Source organism: Bacillus sp. EU63 (assembly GCF_038592915.1).
GTDB classification, from domain to species: Bacteria; Bacillota; Bacilli; order Bacillales; family Bacillaceae; genus Bacillus; species Bacillus velezensis.
In genome coordinates, this window is the sequence record NZ_CP151944.1 from 2649853 (window position 1) to 2664092 (window position 14240).

Consider the following 14240-nt stretch of genomic DNA (forward strand, 5'->3'; position numbering starts at 1 on the left):
TTCTCAATATGGTTTATTCATAGGAAAAGGCATAAAAAAAGCCCGTCTGTTTTTTAAACAGATGAGCTTATAAGCTGAATGCATCCATTGTTTGATCCATGGTGTCTTGAGTAATTCCGATGTATCTGAGCGTAATGTCAGGGCTTGAATGATTAAATATCTCCTGCAGCAAGGCAACGTCTTTGAATTTCTTATAGTGCCAGTATCCGAAGGTTTTTCTCATTGTATGAGTCCCGATACCATCAAGACCAACATAATCAGCCGCTTCCCTTAAAATATTATATGCCATACTGCGGCTTATCGGTTTATTTAGTCCTTCGCGGCTTTTGAATAAGAATTCTTGATCATCCTTGTCCTTGATATAATCGGCAAAAGCCTTCCTTAATGCTTTATTGATTTTGATTCGCTTTTGTTTACTGGTCTTTTGCTCCCGCAGGTCGATATACATGCGCTTCACGTCCCTAACCCTTAAAAGCCGCAAGTCTGATATACGCAGACCTGAATTAATTCCGGCCACAAAAAGAAGGTGATTCCGTTCGCTCCGTTCTTTCAGGTACTTTTTAATATAATAAATCTGATCTAAATCCCTTATAGGTTGAACAAAATTCATTACGACGCGCCCCCATCCTTATAGACTTCCGCACGAAGGGCAAAGGCCAACCGGTAAAACGCTTTTGCTTTCGTCCGGTAGTAGCTGCGCTGGCTGATTCTCATTTCTGCATAGACTTCATAATCATACATCTCTTCATTCTGCATGTAGAGCATGACAAGAATTTGCCGCTCCTTTTGAGAAAGCCGGTTAACCGCTCTTTGCATTCTCTTTAAAAACCGTTCTCTTTCAATCTCCCAATCCATGCGTTTTAATGCTGCGTCTTCTGTGGAGGAATGAAATTCATTCGAAAAGCTGGGAGGGACAAGGCTATATGTTGCGGTCACTTTCGGCAAAAAATCTTCCGGCACTTGTAGCAAGTACATGCGATATTTTTCGAGCAGCTCTTCTGCCTTCGTTTTCGTTGCTTCTTCGTCAATTTGAGGTATGTTCAGTGTCATTTGATTCATCAAAAATCCCTCCTGTTATTATTTCTGTCTAAAAGCTCCGCCACGGCCTCTTTTGTATGTCGGTCTGTTTACCCCCATTAGGTCTTCTAAATCGCGCTTACTGAGCTTCTGAGACTTTTTAGATGGCTTTAAACAACGTTCTTTATTAACAATCGGCTTAGGTTTGGGTAATCGCGTTCCGAATTTTCTTAGGTTTTCCCCTAGTTCTTCACACGCCCGTTGCATTGTTTTCATCCTTTAACCTCCATTCAAATAAAAACGGACACCAATCAGAGCACAGTGATTCTGTGCAATGATCAGTGTCCGCAGGCTCTCCGTCTTGGACATATTGACTTTTGATTACTTCACGTAAAATTTTGCTGATTCAAATGTTCCGATGTAGTTCCGCTTGCCGGAATCAGAATAGCAGTCAAGCTGGATGACATAGGTTCCTTTCCCGGTCTTATTCCGGATCGTTCTCACGTTGAAAGATTTCAGAGGCGTTGCCGTTTTGAAGCTGCCGCGCTGTACCAGATTCGTATCAGTCAGCCCGCCGCCGCTGCGCTTCTTGTATACGCCGGCCGTGTAATAAAGTGTTCTTGAGCCTTTTTTCTCGGCTTTCCAGTCCACCGTAGAGGCGCCGGCCGTGTATGTCGCGGCATCCGTAAACACCCGGCCGCTGTACCCAGATTCGTTTTGCCAGCCGGACCATGCTGCGGAAGCAGACGGCGCAACGGCCGCCGCTCCCGTAAGTAATGCTGCTGATAGAATGATTGATTTGAATAGTTTTTTCATTATTTCCCACCCTTTTCTAATATCTGTATTTAAACGGATTAGCAAAAACAAACACAGGTTTACGTTTATCGAATCCTATGCACAGAACCCTTTTACTTCCGCAACCGCTATCATATTCTTTGTGTATGCATATCAGCGGCTTAATGTTGTTTAAATCCCATTGTTCTTTACGATGTATGTCAAAGCTTTTAAATTTCATTCCGCGCCCTCCTCACTCATATTTTCTGAATAACTATCCCAACCGCAACGGCACTTTTGCGCGCACCATATTGAATGCCCTTCTTTATTCCGTTTCAACAGCTTCCCTGTTTTAACTGACGTTTCATACTCAACCGCCATTTCCCCATAATCAATAATCTGGTCGTTCCCGCATTCCGGGCATTCAGTGTATTCGTTCATTCCGCGTCCTCCAATACTTCACCCGGAATCATAGCCCCGCACTCCGGGCATTCGTAAATGTCCATATGCCATAGTTCTAATTCACTTTCGCCGCAGGTAGGGCAAATAATATCTTCCATCACTCCGCACCCTCCTTCACGATATAGCCTTTTAAAATCGCCTTGTTCAGATCATAAGCAGACATGCTGTTGAGTGGTTCGAAAAGCCCGCCCCATGGTGCCAAGTCGCCATTATTGATAACAAATTGTGTCCCGACAAATTGAAGGCGTGCAAATTCTTCCTTGTCTCCGTTTGTTAATTCTTTCACTCTCTTGGGTGCATTATCAGCCATTATCATGTAATATTGTTTCCCTTCCTCAATCGCCCTCGCCTGCGCCTCCGTGACTTCAACCTTATCGCTTGTTTTGATTGTAATTTTTGTCTTCGTCATTCCGCGCCCTCCAACAACTCAGGATTTTGGTAAACGTCGCCGATTACTTCGATTTCTGGAACAAATGATTCGAGAAATTTCCCATCGAATAACAATGATTCTTTTTCATTCTCGAAATTATCTATCAATAACCCCGCCATGTAACCCCTTGCCCTAAAACCTTTTTCACTTTTCAAAAATTGCTGAATCCATATACCATTCCTTTGAACAACCTCGTAAATAGCATAACTTCCATGAATTTGTCGATTGATACTAACTGGCACTTTAAATACAGAACCGCCATAAACTAACTTTCCGTTCTTATCCTTCAACTCTGTGCCCCACATGAGAGCCGCATCCCAGTCATCACTAGACGCAACAATAACTCTGCAACCATCACGCCATAAAATCCATTTGCCCCCTTTGAGTTCAAGGCTCAACCCTTCATCATCCCCATAATGCATTTCCTCGCCGTCCCACACTCTGTATGCTGTGTTCATCAATATCCCTCCTGCTGCCGCTGATGATTGATGGCGTTTTTGTCCATGTAAGCCGCTTCGATCTGTTCCAAAGTAAATCCGAAACCGATAGTTCCAATGCTCAAGAACAAGGCCCAAGCCAAACTGAAACTGGTCTTTTTAGTGTCCTGATCTTTGGACATGTAAGAATTTAATAGCATCCATTTCATTTCTAGGAACACACCTGTTAAACCGCCTTCAAATCCCTTTTTCTTCATTTCGACAAACCCTTCTTCCGGTAGACTCATAGCATCTTCCCAGCCTTTTTTAATGGCTATTGAAAGAAAAAAGTGCAGGCAGTCCACAAATTCTTCAAGCAAAGAATACGATTTATAGCCATATTCAGGTTTCCATTCAAGGGCGCCTCCGTCCTCAGATGGTTTCCAGTTATACTCCGGTTCTTTCGGCAGCTGGTTATTACTCCAATGCTTGAACCAGCGTCCTTCATTTGCAAATTCAGCTAATTCAGTATCCAGAGCAACATAAGTGTTTGGCAGCAAGTCCTGCCCCTCAAGCCCCTTTTCTTTGATGATCCGATCATCAAGCACCTTTTGCATTTCAAACATTTTTTCAAGATTCATTGCGCATCCTCCCGAATATCTTTTTTGATCACTTTTATAGCGAATGCAGCCATATCTTTCACGTCTATTTTCTGCAAACAATTTCTGCTTTCTGTATCACACGCTGGTATTTCTATGGTTATGTTGGATTGTTCATAGATTTTATACGAGTAAGTTTTTCTATTGCATACTGCACATGGCTTTTTTTCTGATGATACGATGCTCGTTATTTTCATTTCGGTTCCCCCCTACTTCCACCAGCTGGTGGGATATATTTTTTAATAAAAGTCCACAGCTCCGTTTTCAGATGCCATTTCGAAAGCTTTTTTCCAATCGTCATACAAATAGATCCACACTTCTCCCGCATCGCCTAATGATTTGGCGAACTCACGGGCTGCACCGGCGTGTTCGTTGAAGTCTTTTGCCAGCTTTTCAGAAACGATAGGGCCTATTGTGCCCTCGTTATCTGCAAAATTGATTAACTCCTGAAAGGCGGTGTCTCCCTTGAATTCTTCTAATTTCCGACGCCACCAGCTGTATCCGCTGTAACTCCCCGCGCGGAAGCTGAAACTCTCTTCCCATGTATAAAATTTGTCAGGATCAACACCTTCGCCACGACCAGGAAAGTGCTCTTCCGACCATTTCATACTCTCACCCGGTGTCCATTCCGTTTCCCAATTTTTAATGTCGCCGTATTCATCCCGCTGAGGATTTTCAACAACCTTCAAATTTTTAAACACTCTAATATCTAATCCCATTTGTACCGCTCCCTTATTTCCGCCCGCCGACGGTATTTTTTAGAAATTCACGCACATGACACATAAGCAGCATGCCGCCTGTTTCCGGTCCGTGCTTTTCACGGAAGACAGCCAATGCTTGTTCGAAAGCCTGCCTGTAATCCTGTTTCACTGTTTTACCTCGGTGCCGCAGGCCTCTAAAGCCACTATACAAATTGCCATCTGAGGCGTTTCGGCAATAGCTGTGAAAACGCGTTTCTCTGTTGGTATTACTGCGAGGTATGGTGCATTACTTCTATTTGAATCTCTTTCAATTTTTACAAGTTTGAATTTCTCCACTACCGACCAAGCTTGATCAAGGTTTTTAGTAGGAGAAAATTGCTCCGGAATGGTCAATTCTCCATCCTCTGTGTAGGCAGATGTAACACCGATGTTAGGAAACGTTTGAGTCTGCCAACCCATCACCTTTTCAGCAATCAACCGGTCAATTTCTCTTTTATCTTTCACACTATTTCCTCCTCGGCGCCCATGCCGCGCCCACAATGCGGGCAGCGTGCATCTGCGCAGATTTCTAAATCGAGTTTTTTATAATCGCAGTCTGGGCAATAGTATTCGATCATGATGTTCCCATCCTTTTAATAACTTGGTTCCGGTTCTTTTTCTGGCGTAACTGCATCATTTTCCCATTCAATATCAAGGATTATCCCCACGCCGTTTTGTGATAATCTCATGAGAAGAATTTCAAATTCGTTCAGATGTCTGAGAGATTTCAAGTCATGAACTGAGTTGTATTTCAAATCCCATTCCTTATCTGTTCCGTTCTTATAAAAGGAAATCGGTATTTCAAAGTTCATTTCTTCGTCATGATCACACTCAAATACAATTATTGCGTGTTCAAAAATACTCCAACTTCTATCCTCGTTACGTTCAACATTTACAGATACCTCAACCGCTTCATATTCAGGTCCATCGTCAAATTCTACTTCCAGGTCGTCAGTCTCAACGTTTTTTGCAACATAGTTCATCCATTCTGCGAAGAGGTCAGACAGTTTGATTGTTTTTTCTGTCTCTTCCGACATCAATCCCTTGAAATTGTTTAGTAGGTTTCGGTTTTCTATTGTTGTGTTTTGTAATACTCCGACCAGCACATGATCAAGCTTTGTGATGTAATCCGAGTAATCATAGTTTTCTAAGTATGGGACGATGACGCTTTTTAGTTTGCTTTTAATAATCTCGGTCACATCGCCATAGCTTGAGAATAGATTTTCAAGCGCTTTTGAAATTCCTCTTTCCAGTTGTTCTGCGACCAGTTTTTCAACCAATCCTTCTTCCATTTGTTTTGCGATTACATCTTTGATATTTTGTTCAAGATTCATTTTGATTTCCTCCTATTTTGTGTTTATACTTGCAAATTTGGTCATGTGTTCACTTAAACAGGTATTGAAGAGATTTTCCTAAACCGGTTATGCTGTCACCCCATCAATCCCGGCAGGACAGCGACAGCGAAGAAGAAAAGCCCCACGCATGCCCCGACCAGCCAGATATTTGTTTTATCCCGTTTAGCGATAATGGTATCGCCGATCATTTTCAGATCGTCAGACCGTGCGACCAGCGTCGGGATGTAATCCGGGTGAACCTTTAAAAGCTCGGCCGCCTGCTCAACGGTCATTGCTTCGTCCTTTGTGGCCTTCACGTTCCGTTGCAGTTCTACTTGTAATGGCATCACTCTGCATCACCTTCCAATGCCAGGTTGGCTGTAGTAATCGCAAATTGAAAGTTGCAAGCGTTGGTATCATTGTTAGGCAAAGGCTTGAGAGCAGCGATTTTTTTTAATGCTTGTTTGAAACTGCCATTCTCGTATTTAAGCCGCCGAATCTCTTCCTGAGCCTGCTGGAACTGATGAACCGTTACTTCCTGCTGGCGTTGGTGTTCCTCAATGATTGCCTGCTGTTTTCTCATGTAGCCGATCATTATGTCTTTGACATAACTCTGCTCGATGATATAGCAAGGTCCTGCATTTATATCGAGTGGCTTCAATTCCTCTTTTGAAGCTAAGTGCCACAATGACAAGTCGCTTATAATTTCCTGTAATTTATCCATGCCCGTTCCTCCCCCGCAGAGGAAACCCCTGCTATTTGAATTTATGGCCGATCTCGTAATCACAACGAGCCAGGCCGCCTTTTACTGTTTGAATGATTGTTTTACCGTGCTCGGGGGCCTCAACGACATATGCGGCGTTTTGGTTGCCGTCTAACACGATGACAGACACCTTCCCCGGCTCAATAAATTGAGAAACACTTGTATTTTGATTGAGTGATATATGTTTTGGCTGCATGTTCAAAGCCTCCGTATGGTATAATAAAAGTGTCTAGTTTTTATTTTCCATACGGTGGCGGTTGCTTTAGCGACCGTCCTTACATCCAATAGTTTGACGGGAATAGCTGTATGCCAACCTTTGGTTTTTCCGTCGGAATGATTGGGTGTTTTTTTATATACTCAACGCGTTCCTCTTCGCTCATCACCCGTGTTGTAACTTCTCCATGTCGACGCAAGTTTTTGTTTTCTGTCATGGTGCTGTCCTCCTATTCTTTGTTCATGCCTTTGATTTGAAGATTATATAAGCGCTCAAGCTCTTCATCTGTCTGGCGGTTTAAAAAATCTCTGCCATAAGAACCGATAAGCAAAAGCCATTCCATTAAATGCTTTCGTTCTGCCTGTCCCAACGTCTGCCACTCCCTTCATAATCAGCATTTGTAAAGCTGCGTTCCGTACCTCCGGGGCACAGTCTTCATAACGCACGATGACCATAAGTTGCTGGACGGTTGCTTTTTCAAAATGGAAGCTTTTGTTTGTTGCGTTCATCTTCTGACGCTTCCTTTCCGAGCAAGCCGGATTCCCGAGGCTCTATGAGGTCTTTTTTTGCTTGGTCGATGATAAGAAATAATGTTTCGTCTTCATTCCGTTTCAGCTCTTTTGCTATGTTGAGATATGACTCATTTGCCGCCCATAGCTCCCGGAAACGCCTGATTTCGCTGTCATAAAACATGAAGTTTAGCTCCTGAAAAGGGATATACACCGGGCTTTCTTCAAACAAATAGCGCAGTCGATACATTTTATCTTTCATCGTTTTCTCAGATATTCTTATTCTTTTGTTAGCGCGTAAACCGTTCTTGCGGGCCGGCAGGATGTTTTTTCTTGCAAAGTCCATGACCAGCAAAATGATTTCATCCGAATCCCTGTTTAATAATTCCGACATATCAAGAATTGATTTCCCATCATGCCAGTATTGAACGACCTTTTTCAGCTGGACCATTGACCATTCATAATTCATATCCTCCAAAGCCAGTTCGAACCGTTCGGCACTGACCGCCTGACTCATGCTAAACACTCCCTTTTATAATTCATATAGCGGTGAACCAATATGAGACGATGCTCGTGCTGTAGATGCTCCAAGACGAGCCAGTTTTCAATGGTCAGGCCGTTTGCCTTAATGATTGCTTTTTGCGCACGCGTCGGACATTTACCACGTTTCACACTGCATCCCCCCTAAAGTTCTGATAGTCTGCTATTTTTTGATCAAGAACCTTGATAAGCTCGTCTATTTCTTTTTTGCGCTGGTCATCCGTTAATTTGCGTTCCGGGACGATCTGCAGCACGCCGGGCATGATTGCCTGTATCAACTGTTTTCACCTCCTTAAACCAGCGAAGCCGGTGTCTTGCGCCCTTTGCCTTTTTGCGCCTCTTCAAACTCAATTTGTTCAAGATGGGCTGTAAGGCGGTTGACGGTCTTTTTGTCATAAAGCTTTGCTAAAGCAATTCCGGTAAGATTAGTTGTCACAATCGTCACCTTGCCTTGCCTGCCAGTAGATATCCCATACCAAACCCTCTGAATGAAATCAGGTGCTGTCCTTTTCTCGTTATCTGTGTCGCCCACTTCGCTCCCCAAGTCGTCGATGACGAGGTAATCGACTCGTGTAAGCAGTTCGATCGCCTTGGACTCTGTAAGCTTTTCAGAATCATCGTTGAAAGAATTCTTTATGCGCCGCATGAGTGCGTCACTATTAACAAAAAGGGCTGATTTTGCATATTCCTCTTGACTCTTTTTGTTCAGTTCTTTAAGCGCTGATATTGCCAGATGACTTTTGCCGGCATTGGACGCCCCGGTTAGAAATATGTTCATGATTACGCCCGCTTTGATCTGTTCAACCAGTTCAAGCATCCGGCGTTTGTTCTGTTCATCCTCTTGGTTGTAACAGTGATATGTTTCAAACGTTGCCTTTTCCAGAGTTGGATCGGCAATGAGTGAGTGTGTAGATAAAACCCTTCTCTCTACCTGACGGCGCCATGCCTCGGCTTCTTGCTCAATCTCCTTATTACGCTGTTCCCTTTCGCACATAGGACACTTTACAGAGCCGTCCCAAAGTTTCATGAGCTGAACTGGATACGGTTTTTCTTCTCCGCCGATTATCCGTGTGTGTTTGTCGCAGTAGACAGGGTTGCCGTGCTCGTCAGTATGGAATGTCATCCTGCGAGATATTTCGCCCTCGACTGCCGCCGCTTGCTCCTTTGTAAAATCCTCCATTCGCTGATCCTCCTTTTTGGTTTAGGTATGATTCAAATTTTGTCCCAAACAATGTTTCAGGGCGTAAAAATCTATTCATAGCAGGATCATTGAGCCATTCCTCTGTTTTTACTAGAATGACATGTTTAAAATCCTCAAAGCGAAAACCTTCGTTCCAGCGTGCCTTGATGTCTTTTTTGGTTTTTGGTGTAGTAGGTCGGTATCGTTTGCCCGCTACTTTGTTCAGTAAATCAATGATCAGTTTGTAAGGAATCTCGTCCTTTTCGTTTTTGGAAGAAGATGCGTCGTCGGGTTTACCCGACAATATATCTTTTAATTCTTTTTCTTTATCTAATTCTTTATCTAATTCTTTATCTATATCTGTACCGTCACGTGACGTCACGCTAACGTCATTCTCTTTTTCTGGTCCAGAAAGTTGCAATTGTTTCTTTCGTTCCCTGTATTGTCTGTTTCTTTCCGCAGCTAATTTCCTTACCCTATCCATACCTTCGACGTTCTGATGTTTCTCCCAATTGGCGATGGAAATAAATTTATTTTCATCAACTTCAATCATTCCGAATTGTTGAAAGGTGTTGAGGGCCATTCTAACAATTGGCAAAGGCCTGTTAAAAATAGTTGCCAGCATCTCATCTGTATACGGGATATTTTGATTCAGGTAAATGTAACCTGATGCATTGGTCTTACCGGCTTGAGCAAGGAGTTTAACCCAAATAATTAGGATCGTATCTGACTCTGGCATTTGCTCAATGAGCTTGATTTTCTCATCCTCGAACATCTTGGTACTTAACTTGATCCATTTAACCTCAGACATTAGGATCAACTCCTTCTGCCTTCGTCAAAGGCCATACAGACCTCTTGCCGTTTACGATTACAGAGCCGAGGGTATTTTGCTGACATTGATCAGACAAGCAGACGCCGCCTTGCGCTTTTAGCTCGGCGATAGCTCGTTCATGAATCACGACAGACTCACTTATAACTACAGCGACTTGGTTGCGCAACCAAACAAGACTTTCTAAAAACATTTTGCAACCTCCTTATGCGTTCGAAATGCAGTTCTTTGCGATCCAAGCCTCAACAGCACGTCGCGAAAATCTTCGCTGGGTTTTTGCCCCGCCTGGGCGCTGAGGTGGTTCAAACGAAGGAAAGTCCGGCCTACTGAAATACAACTCTTCCGCGGTAGCGGCAGTACATTTAAGTATCCCTTCGTAAACCTCCTTCTTTGTTAGCAACTGATCCTGTGCAGACAGTACCATGATCATTTCTTGAATTTTAGGAACCAGCGCTGCGCTGACATTTGTGATTACTTCGCTTGTAATTGTGTCGATATCTGATTGTTCAAGTTCGATTTTCAATGTTTATACCTCCTCTAGTTTCCTTACAGGAAACCCAATTTCAAAAAAAATCGCTCATTGGAATGTCGAGCTTTTTAGAAATTTTTTCAATGCTATTAAGACTTGGATTGACTTTCCCATTTTCGATTTTAGATATGAAAGATGGAGAAAAACCCAAATGAGAAGCAAACTCCCTTACAGTCTGTTCACCTCTGATGCTTTTAATCTTACTTCTAAATTTAGAGAAATTCATTTTCTTCACCTCTCTCTTGGTTTCCCATCAGGAAACTAAATAAAATATAACATCTTGTTTTCTCCTTTGCAACCCCCTTTATAGTTTTTTGTGTATTATTTGTCAACTCTCGATGGTATAATGACTATAGTGATTATACGTTAATAAACGGGAGAAATAAGGTGATTTTTTGAATAAAAACATAGGAAAAAATATAAAAATCTTGCGTGAAAAAAAAGGTCTTGGATTAGTTGAAGCCGCTGAAGCAATAGGTATCTCTAAAAGCTATCTATCCAAACTCGAAAGAGGATTGCAAGACCCCTCAATGAAAAAGCTGGATATAATTGCAGACTTTTTTTCTGTTGATCGCTCTTATTTTTTTACAGACTTAGATAATATAGAACATTTCTCGGAGGAAGAAAAACAATTAGCGTTTGAAAAAGACTTGTCAATTGAAAACCTTAGGAAAAATTATAATATAACTCTTGATGGCAAAGAAGTTTCCGACGACGAAATAAATGTGATGTTAGAAGTCCTAAAAGCATACAGAAAATCAAAGGGCAGTTCTGATACTGATTGATTCTTGGTCGGCTAATTGCTTTATTTTCTCCAAAAATTCATCGAGTGAAATATCTGTTTTCATTTTATGCAATCCCCTTTATGCGAACTTTTGTTCTATTATAATGCATTGATGGTTAAAAATAAATCGGCAACTAAGGATTTCCTGTTTTTCATTTTTTGAAAACAGGAAATCCTTCTTAAAAACACGAAAGACGATGCCTATAATTTTGGCAGCGTCTTTTTTAATAAAATATAGTTTTTTCAGTTTTTGTGATTTTCGGCTCTACAACTTTGTAACTCATGCCCACCGGTGGATCAGCTAACTGTTTGGTGTTTCCAGAATTCTGCAAAGGTTGTGGTTCATTGTGTTCAGTATTAGAATTTGCTGTACTAAAAGCAAAGGCTAATACTATCACTAATGTTATTGCTATCCCTATGACTGTCTTTTTCACTAATATTCACCTCCCTCTTTATAATATTATAATCAACCCCCAATTTTAGCAACTCTATTTTTGGTAAATTTGCTCTGAAGTAGTCTTTTTTATCACAGAATATATGTAATGAGAGGAGCAATTTCTCTATGCTCTTCTCTCTCTTTCCATCGAAGTAAAAAGCTAATGCAGAGTATACCTCATAATCATAATATTGTTCCAAGTTATTCTGTCTAACTACATTTTTTATGAATTCAGATACGATAAGCTTTTTTGACACAGGTCTTTCCCAAAACATGTTTAAAATCGCCAGTTGCTCTCTTAGATCATTGGCAACAAAATACCTATCTCGAGAGTTATTAAGTTCTATCCCTCTTTTAAAATAATAAGCTGCATTGTCATAAGACTCATAGAAGTACGATAACCCTGAAATGAAAAATCCATTTGTTACTGAATTCACACTGAAGTTTCTTTCGATTAATTTCGCGGCTCTTTCCCGGGCCTGCTCTTTATTATTTCTAAATTTAAGATACATGTTAGCAAGAGCTTCATCCGTCCTACTTAAAAATGCCTTTTGAATAAAAGGGTCTTTTATTTCTGGCAGCATATCGTGAATCTTCTCGACATAATGCAAAGAAAGATCAAATTTCCCACTATAATAAAAACATAGCATTTCTAAAATTAACAAGAGGGTTTTTAAATCTTGTGAACTAGGCTTCAATGGTTTTAACTTCTCAAGATATTCAACTTCACTATAGACACGAGAATACTTTGACTCAAGCTGCCAGCCATAAACTAAAGCCCATTCCCTCAGCTCTCGATTGCTACCATTAATTGTTTCCCCTATCAAATGAGTAGTCATCGAATCGAGTTTTTTTGAGTGTGCATATTCAAATGCAGTTTTTATATTCTTTTTTGTTGCTTCATAGCAGCACTGGCGCATTATTTCAATTTCATTATCCTTATCAAGATAGCGAACGATTTCCAATACCATCCACAAGGCGATTTCTTGCCCATTAAGGAATTTACTGAGATGCGAAGCGCTGATTCCAATTTTATCAGCAATTTGTTTTTGCGGTTCTTCCTTTGACTCAATTATATTCTTCAAATGCCCTCTAACATCAAATTTATATTTATTCATATTAATCACCACTTCAAATTAATATATCACGTCCAGAAGAAAAACATTGTCGATAATTGACGAAAGCATCAAAAAAAGAACGATAATTTCGAATAAGAATAATATTCATATTTTTCTCTATTATACCATAATTCTTACTAAAATTATATATTTAGTGAGAATTTTTACAGGTACCACATGGCAACAAGCTTTAACTTTAATTGAACTAATCGCAAACGAAAATAACTTTACTCTACAAAAATATTCGATTGAGTTGCATAATAATATTAATAAAGTGATTTTAAGTAAAAATGGAGGATAGGATCAATGGCGAGTTATAGAAAACGCGGAGACAATTGGGAATACAGAATTACATACTATGATCCCATCACGAACAAAAGACGCGAAAAAACAAAGAAAGGCTTCAGGACTAAAAAAGAAGCTATGGTTGCAGCCGCTCAAGCTGAAATCAACATTGATCAAGATTTTTTTGAAAAGGATGATAATATTAGACTGGCCACTTACCTTGATAAATGGTTTGAAGATTATAAGCCCACCGTCAAAGAAAGCTCTTGGAAAACAAGACATGATAGTTTAATCATTTTAAAGAAGCACTTAGGGGCTTATAAATTAAAAGGCGTTAATGAAAAAATATACCGTAATTTTCTGAATGATATAGCGCCGCAATATGCAAAGAACACACTTATTGGGGTTCATCACGTAATTAAGATGGTTATGGATCAAGCTGTTAAAGACTCCTACTTCAGATATAACCCAATTAAAGAAGTGAAAATTCCTAAAACCACAAAAGACACCTCTTCAAAACAAGTTGATGAAGACCTTGCAGATATAAAATTTTGGGAGAAGGAGGAGATAACAGCATATCTGAACGCTGTAAAACGGAAAGGGAGGCCTAAAGATTTAGCGATGTTTTTGCTACTGGTGTATTCCGGTTTGCGTATCGGCGAAGCTGTGGCCCTCAAATGGGACAAAATTGACTTTGAAGAGTCTATTATCCGGGTCAGATTCACTTTGTTCCAAAAGAATGGGTTAAAAGGGAAATATAAAATGATGCCGCCTAAAACTCAATCATCTATCCGTAACGTACCGGTTCCGCCTCAAGTCATTAATCAATTACGTGTTTTGAAGCATGTACAAGAACGAATAAAAGAGGAGAAACGAGGCAATTACGTTGATGAAGACTTTGTTTTCGCTGATCATACTGGTCAGCCCGAACCGGCAAGAAACTTCAATTATCGAATGGCCACTTATATAAAAAAAGCAGGAGTGAAAAAAATCACTCCGCATAATTTAAGACACACATATACAGCTTTGATGATTGATGCTGGGATTGATATTAAAGAAGCTCAAAGACGCCTAGGACATTCCTCTGCAAAAACAACGCTCGACATTTATTCGCATATCATGAAAGATAAAAAAACTGCATCTATCGTCCAATTTAACGCTATGGCGAATGAAATCTTTTAAAAAACGTGGGCAAATTGTGGGCATGCACATTTTATAAAG

At 40.8% G+C, this 14240-nt stretch carries 30 protein-coding genes; 2 read left to right on the forward strand and 28 right to left on the reverse strand.

The window, feature by feature from the left end; translation table 11 throughout:
* Positions 1-67: 67 nt before the first annotated feature.
* The 27 genes from NYE38_RS13080 to NYE38_RS13210 all read right to left on the reverse strand — a co-directional run bounded on the left by NYE38_RS13080 (position 68) and on the right by NYE38_RS13210 (position 10622).
* Positions 68-610, reverse strand: a complete 543-nt coding sequence (locus NYE38_RS13080; protein ID WP_017417279.1) for a site-specific integrase — start codon at positions 608-610, stop codon at positions 68-70.
* A complete protein-coding gene (locus NYE38_RS13085; RefSeq protein ID WP_340802320.1) occupies positions 610-1059 on the reverse strand; it encodes an ArpU family phage packaging/lysis transcriptional regulator in 450 nt (149 codons plus the stop codon). The genes NYE38_RS13080 and NYE38_RS13085 overlap by 1 nt, the downstream gene beginning before the upstream one ends.
* A gap of 18 nt (positions 1060-1077) precedes the next feature.
* Positions 1078-1293 carry a hypothetical protein gene (locus NYE38_RS13090; RefSeq protein ID WP_099566814.1) on the reverse strand — a complete coding sequence of 72 codons (216 nt, stop codon included), beginning with the start codon at positions 1291-1293 and terminating at the stop codon, positions 1078-1080.
* A 105-nt stretch (positions 1294-1398) separates the two neighbouring features.
* A complete protein-coding gene (locus NYE38_RS13095; RefSeq protein WP_340802316.1) occupies positions 1399-1833 on the reverse strand; it encodes a hypothetical protein in 435 nt (144 codons plus the stop codon).
* A 195-nt stretch (positions 1834-2028) separates the two neighbouring features.
* Complete coding sequence (locus NYE38_RS13100) at positions 2029-2232, reverse strand: hypothetical protein (protein ID WP_340802314.1); 204 nt, start codon at positions 2230-2232, stop codon at positions 2029-2031.
* Entirely contained in the window at positions 2229-2354 is a 126-nt protein-coding gene (locus NYE38_RS13105) for a hypothetical protein (RefSeq protein ID WP_340803138.1), read from the reverse strand. The genes NYE38_RS13100 and NYE38_RS13105 overlap by 4 nt, the downstream gene beginning before the upstream one ends.
* Positions 2351-2662 carry a hypothetical protein gene (locus tag NYE38_RS13110; protein ID WP_277507458.1) on the reverse strand — a complete coding sequence of 104 codons (312 nt, stop codon included), beginning with the start codon at positions 2660-2662 and terminating at the stop codon, positions 2351-2353. The genes NYE38_RS13105 and NYE38_RS13110 overlap by 4 nt, the downstream gene beginning before the upstream one ends.
* Positions 2659-3141 carry a YopX family protein gene (locus NYE38_RS13115; protein WP_340802311.1) on the reverse strand — a complete coding sequence of 161 codons (483 nt, stop codon included), beginning with the start codon at positions 3139-3141 and terminating at the stop codon, positions 2659-2661. The genes NYE38_RS13110 and NYE38_RS13115 overlap by 4 nt, the downstream gene beginning before the upstream one ends.
* On the reverse strand, positions 3141-3740 hold the full coding sequence (locus NYE38_RS13120) for a dUTP diphosphatase (protein WP_340802309.1): 600 nt from the start codon (positions 3738-3740) through the stop codon (positions 3141-3143). The genes NYE38_RS13115 and NYE38_RS13120 overlap by 1 nt, the downstream gene beginning before the upstream one ends.
* A complete protein-coding gene (locus NYE38_RS13125; protein WP_167340423.1) occupies positions 3737-3955 on the reverse strand; it encodes a hypothetical protein in 219 nt (72 codons plus the stop codon). The genes NYE38_RS13120 and NYE38_RS13125 overlap by 4 nt, the downstream gene beginning before the upstream one ends.
* A 42-nt stretch (positions 3956-3997) precedes the next feature.
* The gene (locus tag NYE38_RS13130; RefSeq protein ID WP_340802306.1) at positions 3998-4477 is read right to left on the reverse strand and encodes a hypothetical protein; all 480 of its coding nucleotides are present in this window, start codon (positions 4475-4477) and stop codon (positions 3998-4000) included.
* A gap of 13 nt (positions 4478-4490) precedes the next feature.
* Positions 4491-4628: a hypothetical protein gene (locus NYE38_RS13135; protein ID WP_340802304.1), complete on the reverse strand. Its 138-nt coding sequence runs from the start codon at positions 4626-4628 to the stop codon at positions 4491-4493.
* Positions 4625-4963 carry a hypothetical protein gene (locus tag NYE38_RS13140; protein WP_061861547.1) on the reverse strand — a complete coding sequence of 113 codons (339 nt, stop codon included), beginning with the start codon at positions 4961-4963 and terminating at the stop codon, positions 4625-4627. The genes NYE38_RS13135 and NYE38_RS13140 overlap by 4 nt, the downstream gene beginning before the upstream one ends.
* Positions 4964-5091: 128 nt before the next feature.
* Complete coding sequence (locus NYE38_RS13145; RefSeq protein ID WP_340802301.1) at positions 5092-5832, reverse strand: hypothetical protein; 741 nt, start codon at positions 5830-5832, stop codon at positions 5092-5094.
* 95 nt (positions 5833-5927) lie between these two features.
* Positions 5928-6182, reverse strand: coding sequence for a hypothetical protein (locus tag NYE38_RS13150; RefSeq protein ID WP_063095655.1), 255 nt, complete (start codon positions 6180-6182; stop codon positions 5928-5930).
* Positions 6179-6556 (reverse strand): hypothetical protein, encoded by a 378-nt coding sequence (locus NYE38_RS13155; protein WP_340802297.1) that lies wholly within the window; start codon positions 6554-6556, stop codon positions 6179-6181. Before NYE38_RS13155 ends, NYE38_RS13150 begins: the two co-directional genes overlap by 4 nt.
* A 31-nt stretch (positions 6557-6587) precedes the next feature.
* Positions 6588-6791 (reverse strand): XtrA/YqaO family protein, encoded by a 204-nt coding sequence (locus NYE38_RS13160; RefSeq protein WP_277507452.1) that lies wholly within the window; start codon positions 6789-6791, stop codon positions 6588-6590.
* Between the two features lie 79 nt (positions 6792-6870).
* On the reverse strand, positions 6871-7026 hold the full coding sequence (locus NYE38_RS13165) for a hypothetical protein (RefSeq protein ID WP_015387919.1): 156 nt from the start codon (positions 7024-7026) through the stop codon (positions 6871-6873).
* Positions 7027-7038: 12 nt separating this feature from the next.
* The gene (locus tag NYE38_RS13170; protein ID WP_015387918.1) at positions 7039-7179 is read right to left on the reverse strand and encodes a BH0509 family protein; all 141 of its coding nucleotides are present in this window, start codon (positions 7177-7179) and stop codon (positions 7039-7041) included.
* Between the two features lie 107 nt (positions 7180-7286).
* Complete coding sequence (locus NYE38_RS13175) at positions 7287-7835, reverse strand: hypothetical protein (protein WP_340802289.1); 549 nt, start codon at positions 7833-7835, stop codon at positions 7287-7289.
* Positions 7832-7990: a hypothetical protein gene (locus NYE38_RS13180; protein WP_024085440.1), complete on the reverse strand. Its 159-nt coding sequence runs from the start codon at positions 7988-7990 to the stop codon at positions 7832-7834. Before NYE38_RS13180 ends, NYE38_RS13175 begins: the two co-directional genes overlap by 4 nt.
* Entirely contained in the window at positions 7987-8136 is a 150-nt protein-coding gene (locus tag NYE38_RS13185) for a type VI secretion system contractile sheath protein TssC (RefSeq protein WP_160331354.1), read from the reverse strand. The genes NYE38_RS13180 and NYE38_RS13185 overlap by 4 nt, the downstream gene beginning before the upstream one ends.
* A 14-nt stretch (positions 8137-8150) precedes the next feature.
* A complete protein-coding gene (locus tag NYE38_RS13190) occupies positions 8151-8981 on the reverse strand; it encodes an ATP-binding protein (RefSeq protein WP_209783248.1) in 831 nt (276 codons plus the stop codon).
* Positions 8965-9849: a phage replisome organizer N-terminal domain-containing protein gene (locus NYE38_RS13195; protein ID WP_340802281.1), complete on the reverse strand. Its 885-nt coding sequence runs from the start codon at positions 9847-9849 to the stop codon at positions 8965-8967. The genes NYE38_RS13190 and NYE38_RS13195 overlap by 17 nt, the downstream gene beginning before the upstream one ends.
* Positions 9842-10060 (reverse strand): hypothetical protein, encoded by a 219-nt coding sequence (locus NYE38_RS13200; RefSeq protein WP_340802278.1) that lies wholly within the window; start codon positions 10058-10060, stop codon positions 9842-9844. The genes NYE38_RS13195 and NYE38_RS13200 overlap by 8 nt, the downstream gene beginning before the upstream one ends.
* Before the next feature lie 12 nt (positions 10061-10072).
* Positions 10073-10390 carry a hypothetical protein gene (locus NYE38_RS13205; protein WP_041481795.1) on the reverse strand — a complete coding sequence of 106 codons (318 nt, stop codon included), beginning with the start codon at positions 10388-10390 and terminating at the stop codon, positions 10073-10075.
* Positions 10391-10430: 40 nt separating this feature from the next.
* A complete protein-coding gene (locus NYE38_RS13210) occupies positions 10431-10622 on the reverse strand; it encodes a helix-turn-helix transcriptional regulator (RefSeq protein WP_041481796.1) in 192 nt (63 codons plus the stop codon).
* A gap of 169 nt (positions 10623-10791) precedes the next feature.
* On the opposite strand from NYE38_RS13210, the gene NYE38_RS13215 reads away from it, so the two are divergent.
* Complete coding sequence (locus NYE38_RS13215) at positions 10792-11181, forward strand: helix-turn-helix transcriptional regulator (RefSeq protein ID WP_015387909.1); 390 nt, start codon at positions 10792-10794, stop codon at positions 11179-11181.
* Between the two features lie 371 nt (positions 11182-11552).
* Here the strand turns inward: NYE38_RS13215 and NYE38_RS13220 are convergent, their stop codons facing one another.
* Positions 11553-12734, reverse strand: a complete 1182-nt coding sequence (locus NYE38_RS13220; RefSeq protein ID WP_340802272.1) for an AimR family lysis-lysogeny pheromone receptor — start codon at positions 12732-12734, stop codon at positions 11553-11555.
* 306 nt (positions 12735-13040) lie between these two features.
* On the opposite strand from NYE38_RS13220, the gene NYE38_RS13225 reads away from it, so the two are divergent.
* Positions 13041-14201 (forward strand): site-specific integrase, encoded by a 1161-nt coding sequence (locus NYE38_RS13225; RefSeq protein WP_044801644.1) that lies wholly within the window; start codon positions 13041-13043, stop codon positions 14199-14201.
* Positions 14202-14240: the final 39 nt, after the last annotated feature.

Bases quoted from the DNA above. Each gene is read 5' to 3' on its own strand.
- NYE38_RS13200 (WP_340802278.1), bottom strand. From the start codon at position 10,060: ATGTTTTTAGAAAGTCTTGTTTGGTTGCGCAACCAAGTCGCTGTAGTT.
- NYE38_RS13225 (WP_044801644.1), top strand. From the start codon at position 13,041: ATGGCGAGTTATAGAAAACGCGGAGACAATTGGGAATACAGAATTACA.
- NYE38_RS13195 (WP_340802281.1), bottom strand. From the start codon at position 9,849: ATGTCTGAGGTTAAATGGATCAAGTTAAGTACCAAGATGTTCGAGGAT.
- NYE38_RS13095 (WP_340802316.1), bottom strand. From the start codon at position 1,833: ATGAAAAAACTATTCAAATCAATCATTCTATCAGCAGCATTACTTACG.
- NYE38_RS13155 (WP_340802297.1), bottom strand. From the start codon at position 6,556: ATGGATAAATTACAGGAAATTATAAGCGACTTGTCATTGTGGCACTTA.
- NYE38_RS13125 (WP_167340423.1), bottom strand. From the start codon at position 3,955: ATGAAAATAACGAGCATCGTATCATCAGAAAAAAAGCCATGTGCAGTA.
- NYE38_RS13115 (WP_340802311.1), bottom strand. From the start codon at position 3,141: ATGAACACAGCATACAGAGTGTGGGACGGCGAGGAAATGCATTATGGG.
- NYE38_RS13175 (WP_340802289.1), bottom strand. From the start codon at position 7,835: ATGAGTCAGGCGGTCAGTGCCGAACGGTTCGAACTGGCTTTGGAGGAT.
- NYE38_RS13145 (WP_340802301.1), bottom strand. From the start codon at position 5,832: ATGAATCTTGAACAAAATATCAAAGATGTAATCGCAAAACAAATGGAA.
- NYE38_RS13160 (WP_277507452.1), bottom strand. From the start codon at position 6,791: ATGCAGCCAAAACATATATCACTCAATCAAAATACAAGTGTTTCTCAA.
- NYE38_RS13120 (WP_340802309.1), bottom strand. From the start codon at position 3,740: ATGAATCTTGAAAAAATGTTTGAAATGCAAAAGGTGCTTGATGATCGG.
- NYE38_RS13165 (WP_015387919.1), bottom strand. From the start codon at position 7,026: ATGACAGAAAACAAAAACTTGCGTCGACATGGAGAAGTTACAACACGG.
- NYE38_RS13100 (WP_340802314.1), bottom strand. From the start codon at position 2,232: ATGAACGAATACACTGAATGCCCGGAATGCGGGAACGACCAGATTATT.
- NYE38_RS13080 (WP_017417279.1), bottom strand. From the start codon at position 610: ATGAATTTTGTTCAACCTATAAGGGATTTAGATCAGATTTATTATATT.
- NYE38_RS13190 (WP_209783248.1), bottom strand. From the start codon at position 8,981: ATGACATTCCATACTGACGAGCACGGCAACCCTGTCTACTGCGACAAA.
- NYE38_RS13220 (WP_340802272.1), bottom strand. From the start codon at position 12,734: ATGAATAAATATAAATTTGATGTTAGAGGGCATTTGAAGAATATAATT.
- NYE38_RS13090 (WP_099566814.1), bottom strand. From the start codon at position 1,293: ATGAAAACAATGCAACGGGCGTGTGAAGAACTAGGGGAAAACCTAAGA.
- NYE38_RS13130 (WP_340802306.1), bottom strand. From the start codon at position 4,477: ATGGGATTAGATATTAGAGTGTTTAAAAATTTGAAGGTTGTTGAAAAT.
- NYE38_RS13210 (WP_041481796.1), bottom strand. From the start codon at position 10,622: ATGAATTTCTCTAAATTTAGAAGTAAGATTAAAAGCATCAGAGGTGAA.
- NYE38_RS13085 (WP_340802320.1), bottom strand. From the start codon at position 1,059: ATGAATCAAATGACACTGAACATACCTCAAATTGACGAAGAAGCAACG.
- NYE38_RS13110 (WP_277507458.1), bottom strand. From the start codon at position 2,662: ATGACGAAGACAAAAATTACAATCAAAACAAGCGATAAGGTTGAAGTC.